Genomic DNA, 6,088 nt, shown 5'->3' with positions numbered 1-6,088 from the left:
CCACCACCCCGCCCGGCAGGACCGCCCCTGATGTCCGTCCTGTTCGATATCGCCGCCCTCCTCGGCTTCGTCGCGCTCACCGCCGGCACCGCCCTGTTCGTCGCCGCCGAGTTCTCCCTGACCGCCCTCGAACGCAGCGCCGTCGACGCGCACGCCCACGACGGCGACCGCCGCGCCCGGCAGGTCCAGCACGCGCACCGCACCCTGTCGTTCCAGCTGTCCGGCGCCCAGCTCGGCATCACCATCACCACACTGATCACCGGCTATCTCGCCGAACCGATCCTCGCGCAGTTCTTCACCCCACTGTTCGACGCGCTCGGCCTGAGCACCTCCGTCGCCTCGACCGTCTCGCTGGTCCTCGCGCTGCTCATCGCCACGTCCTTCTCCATGGTCTTCGGCGAACTCGTCCCCAAGAACATCGCCATCGCCCGGCCCATGGGCACCGCCCGCGCCACCGCCGGCCTCCAGCTGGCGTTCTCGCTGCTGTTCCGCTGGGCGATCCTCGGACTCAACGGCGCCGCCAACCACATCGTGCGGCGCCTCGGCATCGAACCGGCAGAGGAACTGCGCTCGGCGCGTTCCCCGCAGGAACTCGGTTCGCTGGTGCGCGCCTCGGCCCGCAGCGGCACCCTCGACGAGCACACCGCCCGCCTTGTCTACCGCTCCCTGCAGTTCGGGGACCGCACCGCCGAGGACCTCATGACCCCACGCAGCACCGTCGAGAGCCTCGACCGCAACGCCACCGTCCTCGATCTGATCGAGCTGTCCGCCCGCACCGGCTACTCGCGCTTCCCGATCGTCGACGGCGACCTCGACGCCCCACTCGGCGTCGTGCATGTCAAGCACGCGTTCACCGTGCCCGGCCCGGCGCGCGGCACCACCGCCGTCGGCGCCCTCGCCCGCCGCGTGCCCACCGTGCCGTCCAGCCTCGACGGCGACACCGTCATGGAACGGGTGCGTTCGGACGGCATGCAGGTCGCGCTCGTCGTCGACGAATACGGCGGTACCGCCGGGCTGATCACGATGGAGGACCTCGTCGAGGAGATCGTCGGCGACGTCCGCGACGAACACGACGAGACCGAACTCGACGCCCACCGCGACGGGGAGGGCTGGTCGTGCACGGGTCTGCTGCGCACCGACGAGCTCGCCCAGCTCACCGGCTACCGCGCCCCCGACGGCGACTACGAGACCCTCGCCGGGCTGATCCTCACCGAACTCGGCCGTATCCCCGAGGTCGACGACGAGATCCAGCTGCCGCTGCGCCGCGACGAACGCGACCTCACCTGGTACGCGCGCATCCTCGAGATGGACGGGCACCGCATCGACCGGGTGCTGCTCGTCCCCGGCGCCGCCCCCGAGAACCCCGACGGCGACAGCGCCGGGGACGACAGTGACGAGACCCCGGCTGACGGCGAGGGTGGTGAGCAGCGATGAGCGACTGGTTCGGGATCGTCCTCGCCGTGCTGCTGCTCGCCGGCAACGCCTTCTTCGTCGGCGCCGAGTTCTCCCTCATCACCGTCCGCCGCGACCGCCTCGAGACGCTGCTCGCCCAGGGCAAGACCCGCGCCCGCACCGTCATCCACGCCGGCGAGCACCTCTCGCTCATGCTCGCCGGCTCCCAGCTCGGCATCACGATCTGCTCGATCCTGCTCGGCCGCGTCGCCGAACCGGCCATCGCGCACCTGATCGAGGTGCCGCTGCACGCGGCCCGGGTGCCCGATGCGCTGCTGCATCCCATCGCGTTCACCATCGGCCTGACGATCGTGGTGGTGCTGCACATCCTGCTCGGCGAGATGGTGCCGAAGAACATCGCCATCGCCGGCCCGGAACGCGCCGCGATGCTGCTCGTGCCGATCCACCTGCTGTTCATGCGACCCGCCCGGCCGGTCATCGCGTTCTACAACCTGTGCGCCAACGCCACCCTGCGAGCGGCGCGCATCGACCCGAAGGACGAACTCGACACCTCCGTCTCCGCGGTGGAGCTGACCGAGATGATCGGTGAATCCCGCTCCGAGGGACTGCTCGACGAGGAGGAGCACAAGCGCCTCACCCGCGCCCTGGCCACCGGCAACCGCACCGTCGCCGACGTGATGATCCCGCTCGCCCGGGTACGGACCGTCCCGCACACCGGCGCGGGCCCGACCCTCGGCGACGTCGAGCACGCGGTCACCACCACCGGCTTCTCCCGGTATCCCACCCGTCGACCCGACGGCACGATCACCGGCTACGTGCACATCAAGGACGTGCTCGATCTGGTGCGGGAGCAATCCACCGGTCCCGAGACCGTCATCCCCGCCGCGGTGATCCGGGAGCTGCCGACCATCGGGATCGGCGACGGTCTCGACGAGGCGCTCGCCGCGCTGCGCCGCAGCAACGCGCATCTGGCCGGGGTGACCGACACCACCGGAACACTGCGGGGCATCGTCGCGCTCGAGGACCTCGTGGAAGAGTTCGTCGGGACGGTCCGCGACGCCACCCACCGGGTCGCGGACCCGCTGGGCAACCGCCCCCGCACGACCGCACCCCGATCGACCGAACGAGAACCATGACCCGTTCCCCGTCCGTGACCGACCGCCCGGCGATCCTCACCGAGACCGAGTGGACCGCGCGGCGCGACGCCCACCACGCCGTGGTGGACGAGTTGCTCGCCGGGCATCTCGAGCGACGCGCCGCCGGCCGCGCCCATCCGGTGCACGACTTCCTGTTCACCTACTACAGCCTGCGGCCGAGTCAGCTGCGGCGCTGGCATCCCGGATTCGGCACCGTGCTGCTCGGCGCGGCCGCGGTGCGCGACTACCGCGACCATCCCGGCTACGAGCGGGTCACCGTCGACGGGCAGCCGGGCGTGCGGGTGGCCCGGGAGGTGCTCGACCGGCGCGCCGACACCGTCGACTTCGTCGCGGGGCTGCTCACCGCGACCGCCTCCCGGCCGCCGCAGCTCGGCTGCTTCGGATTGCACGAATGGGCGATGGTGTACCGGGCGGGGGCCGACGGGGTGCGGCATTCGTCGGTGCCGTTGCGGCTCGGTCACACCGGAACCGACGCGGTGGTGGAATCAATGCAGCTTCGATGCACCCATTACGACGCGTTCCGGTTCTTCACCCCCGACGCCGTCCCGCGAAACGCCACCGAACTGACCCGCGACCAGCAGGTGCGCAGCGAACAACCCGGCTGCCTGCACGCCGGCATGGATCTGTACAAGTGGTCCTACAAGCTGCTGCCGTTGACCGATTCGGAGCTGACGGTGCGGTGCCTGCGACACGCGTCCGCAGCCCGTGAATTGGACATGCGGGCGAGCCCGTATGATCTCGAGGACTACGGCTACTCGCCCATCAGGATCGAGACTGCCGCCGGACGCGCACAGTACGTCCGCGAGCAGTCGGCGCTCACCCGTCGCGCCGCAGCTCTGAGAGAAGAGCTGGTGAATCGATGTACCGCCCTGCAGGCGCACAGAACCACTGCGCCCGTTACTACCGGCGGGTAACATAATCGACGATTCCGTGCGGCCGGGACGTTTCCGGCCGCACAGCAACCGGAAAGAGTGAGGGTGATGACAGAACGCGTGCAGGTCGGCGGACTTCAGATCGCGCAGGTTCTCTACGACTTCATCAACAACGAGGCCATCCCCGGCAGCGGAGTCGACGCGGACACCTTCTGGGCAGGTGCCGACAAGATCGTCCACGACCTCGCCCCCAAGAACCGGGCACTGCTCGCCAAGCGTGACGACCTCCAGGCCCGGATCGACGGCTGGCACCGCGACCGCGCCGGACAGCCCCACGACCCGGTCGCCTACAAGGCCTTCCTCGAAGAGATCGGCTACCTCGTCCCGGCACCCGAGCCGTTCACCATCGGCACCGAGAACGTCGACACCGAGATCGCCGAGACCGCCGGCCCGCAGCTCGTCGTGCCCGTCCTCAACGCCCGCTTCGCGCTCAACGCCTCCAACGCGCGCTGGGGATCGCTCTACGACGCCCTCTACGGCACCGACGTCATCCCCGAAGAAGGCGGCGCCGAGAAGGGCACCGGCTACAACAAGGTCCGCGGCGACAAGGTCATCGCCTGGGCCCGCGACTTCCTCGACAAGGCCGCACCCCTCGCCCAGGGCTCGCACACCGACTCCACCGGCTACAGCATCGACGGCACCGAACTGAAGGTCACCCTCGGCGACGGCACCGTCACCGGCCTCGCCCAGCCCGACAAGCTCGTCGGCTACCTCGGCGACAAGGCCACCCCCTCCTCGGTGCTGCTGCGCAACCACGGCCTGCACATCGACATCCAGATCGACCCCGAGTCCCCCATCGGCAGCACCGACGCCGCCGGCGTCAAGGACGTCGTCCTCGAATCCGCCGTCACCACCATCATGGACTTCGAGGACTCCGTCGCCGCCGTCGACGCCGACGACAAGGTCATCGGCTACCGCAACTGGCTCGGCCTCAACCGCGGCGACCTATCCGAGTCCTTCGACAAGGGCGGCAAGACCCTCACCCGCACACTCAACCCGAACCGCGTCTACACCGCCCTCGACGGCAGCGACCTCGAACTGCACGGCCGCTCCCTGCTGTTCGTCCGCAACGTCGGACACCTCATGACCAACCCCGCCGTCCTCGACCGCGACGGCAACGAGGTCCCCGAAGGCATCCTCGACGCACTCGTCACCAGCCTGTGCGCCATCCACGGCCTGCACATCGACGAGGACCACGGCCCACTCGCCAACAGCCGCACCGGCTCGATCTACATCGTCAAGCCCAAGCAGCACGGCCCCGAGGAATCCGCCTTCACCACCGAACTGTTCGGCCGCGTCGAAGAGGTCCTCTCCCTGCCCACCAACACCCTCAAGGTCGGCATCATGGACGAGGAACGGCGCACCACCGTCAACCTCGCCGCCTGCATCAAGGCCGCCTCCGACCGCGTCGTGTTCATCAACACCGGCTTCCTCGACCGCACCGGCGACGAGATCCACACCTCCATGGAGGCCGGCCCCGTCGTCCGCAAGGCCGCCATGAAGCAGCAGCGCTGGATCGCCGCCTACGAGGACTGGAACGTCGACACCGGCCTCGCCTGCGGCCTGCAGGGCAAGGCCCAGATCGGCAAGGGCATGTGGGCCATGACCGACCTCATGCGCGACATGGTCGAGCAGAAGATCGGCCAGCCCAAGGCCGGCGCCAACACCGCCTGGGTGCCCTCGCCCACCGGCGCCACCCTGCACGCCACCCACTACCACGAGGTCGACGTCTTCGCCGTCCAGAACGAACTCAAGGGCAAGGCCCGCGCCACCGTCGACGACATCCTCACCATCCCCCTCGCCGAGAACCCGAACTGGTCCGACGAGGAGAAGCGCGAAGAACTCGACAACAACTGCCAGTCCATCCTCGGCTACGTCGTGCGCTGGATCGACGCCGGCGTCGGCTGCTCCAAGGTCCCCGACATCCACGACGTCGCACTCATGGAGGACCGCGCCACCCTGCGCATCTCCAGCCAGCTCCTCGCCAACTGGATCCGCCACGACGTCGTCACCGCCGACGAGGTCATCGCCTCCCTCGAGCGCATGGCACCCGTCGTCGACCGGCAGAACGAAGGCGACCCCGGCTACCGGCCGCTCGCCCCGAACTTCGACGACAACATCGCCTTCCAGGCCGCCAAGGAACTCATCCTCGAAGGCACCACGCAGCCCAGCGGCTACACCGAGCCGATCCTGCACCGCCGTCGCCGCGAGAACAAGGCCAAGTTCGCCTGACCCGCACACCGACACCACAGGGCCCCGATCCACACCGGATCGGGGCCCTGCCCGTCCCCGCCCCGCGCGGCGGAGCCAGGTCACATCCCGCCGCTCACTAGACTCGACCATCGGATCGACGAACGAAACGAGGCGGACACGACGTGGGCGGGCGACATCGCGGCAGCGGACGACGAGGAATCAGCACGAGCGTCATCGTGGTCGCCGTAGGCGTAGTACTCGTCCTGCTCGCCGTCCTCGGCTGGTTCCGCCTGCGCGACAACATCGACAACCAGGCCACCGCCGCCGCCGAAACCTGCGTCGAAGGCGACACCGTCCTGCACATCGCCGCCGACCCCCTCATCGCCCCCGCCC

General features: G+C 69.5%; 4 protein-coding genes and 1 pseudogene. All 5 read left to right on the top strand.

From position 1 onward, the window contains the following. Positions 1–30: 30 nt before the first annotated feature. Positions 31–1,434 (top strand): hemolysin family protein, encoded by a 1,404-nt coding sequence (locus B9C99_RS25310; protein ID WP_088899783.1) that lies wholly within the window; start codon positions 31–33, stop codon positions 1,432–1,434. Next, positions 1,431–2,549, top strand: coding sequence for a hemolysin family protein (locus tag B9C99_RS25305; protein ID WP_088899782.1), 1,119 nt, complete (start codon positions 1,431–1,433; stop codon positions 2,547–2,549). Before B9C99_RS25310 ends, B9C99_RS25305 begins: the two co-directional genes overlap by 4 nt. Continuing rightward, a complete protein-coding gene (locus B9C99_RS25300) occupies positions 2,546–3,484 on the top strand; it encodes a hypothetical protein (RefSeq protein ID WP_016694276.1) in 939 nt (312 codons plus the stop codon). The genes B9C99_RS25305 and B9C99_RS25300 overlap by 4 nt, the downstream gene beginning before the upstream one ends. Positions 3,485–3,550: 66 nt before the next feature. Continuing rightward, positions 3,551–5,734, top strand: a complete 2,184-nt coding sequence (locus B9C99_RS25295) for a malate synthase G (protein WP_016694275.1) — start codon at positions 3,551–3,553, stop codon at positions 5,732–5,734. A gap of 143 nt (positions 5,735–5,877) precedes the next feature. Further along, a pseudogene (locus tag B9C99_RS25755) lies at positions 5,878–6,088 on the top strand (hypothetical protein); the annotation flags it as partial.

Source organism: Rhodococcus sp. BUPNP1 (assembly GCF_002215235.1).
Taxonomy (GTDB): Bacteria; Actinomycetota; Actinomycetes; order Mycobacteriales; family Mycobacteriaceae; genus Rhodococcus.
This window is presented reverse-complemented; position numbering and strand designations above follow the sequence as displayed.

Excerpts from the sequence above, each read along its gene's own strand:
- B9C99_RS25310 (WP_088899783.1), top strand. The coding sequence starts at position 31 with ATGTCCGTCCTGTTCGATATCGCCGCCCTCCTCGGCTTCGTCGCGCTC.
- B9C99_RS25305 (WP_088899782.1), top strand. The coding sequence starts at position 1,431 with ATGAGCGACTGGTTCGGGATCGTCCTCGCCGTGCTGCTGCTCGCCGGC.
- B9C99_RS25300 (WP_016694276.1), top strand. The coding sequence starts at position 2,546 with ATGACCCGTTCCCCGTCCGTGACCGACCGCCCGGCGATCCTCACCGAG.
- B9C99_RS25295 (WP_016694275.1), top strand. The coding sequence starts at position 3,551 with ATGACAGAACGCGTGCAGGTCGGCGGACTTCAGATCGCGCAGGTTCTC.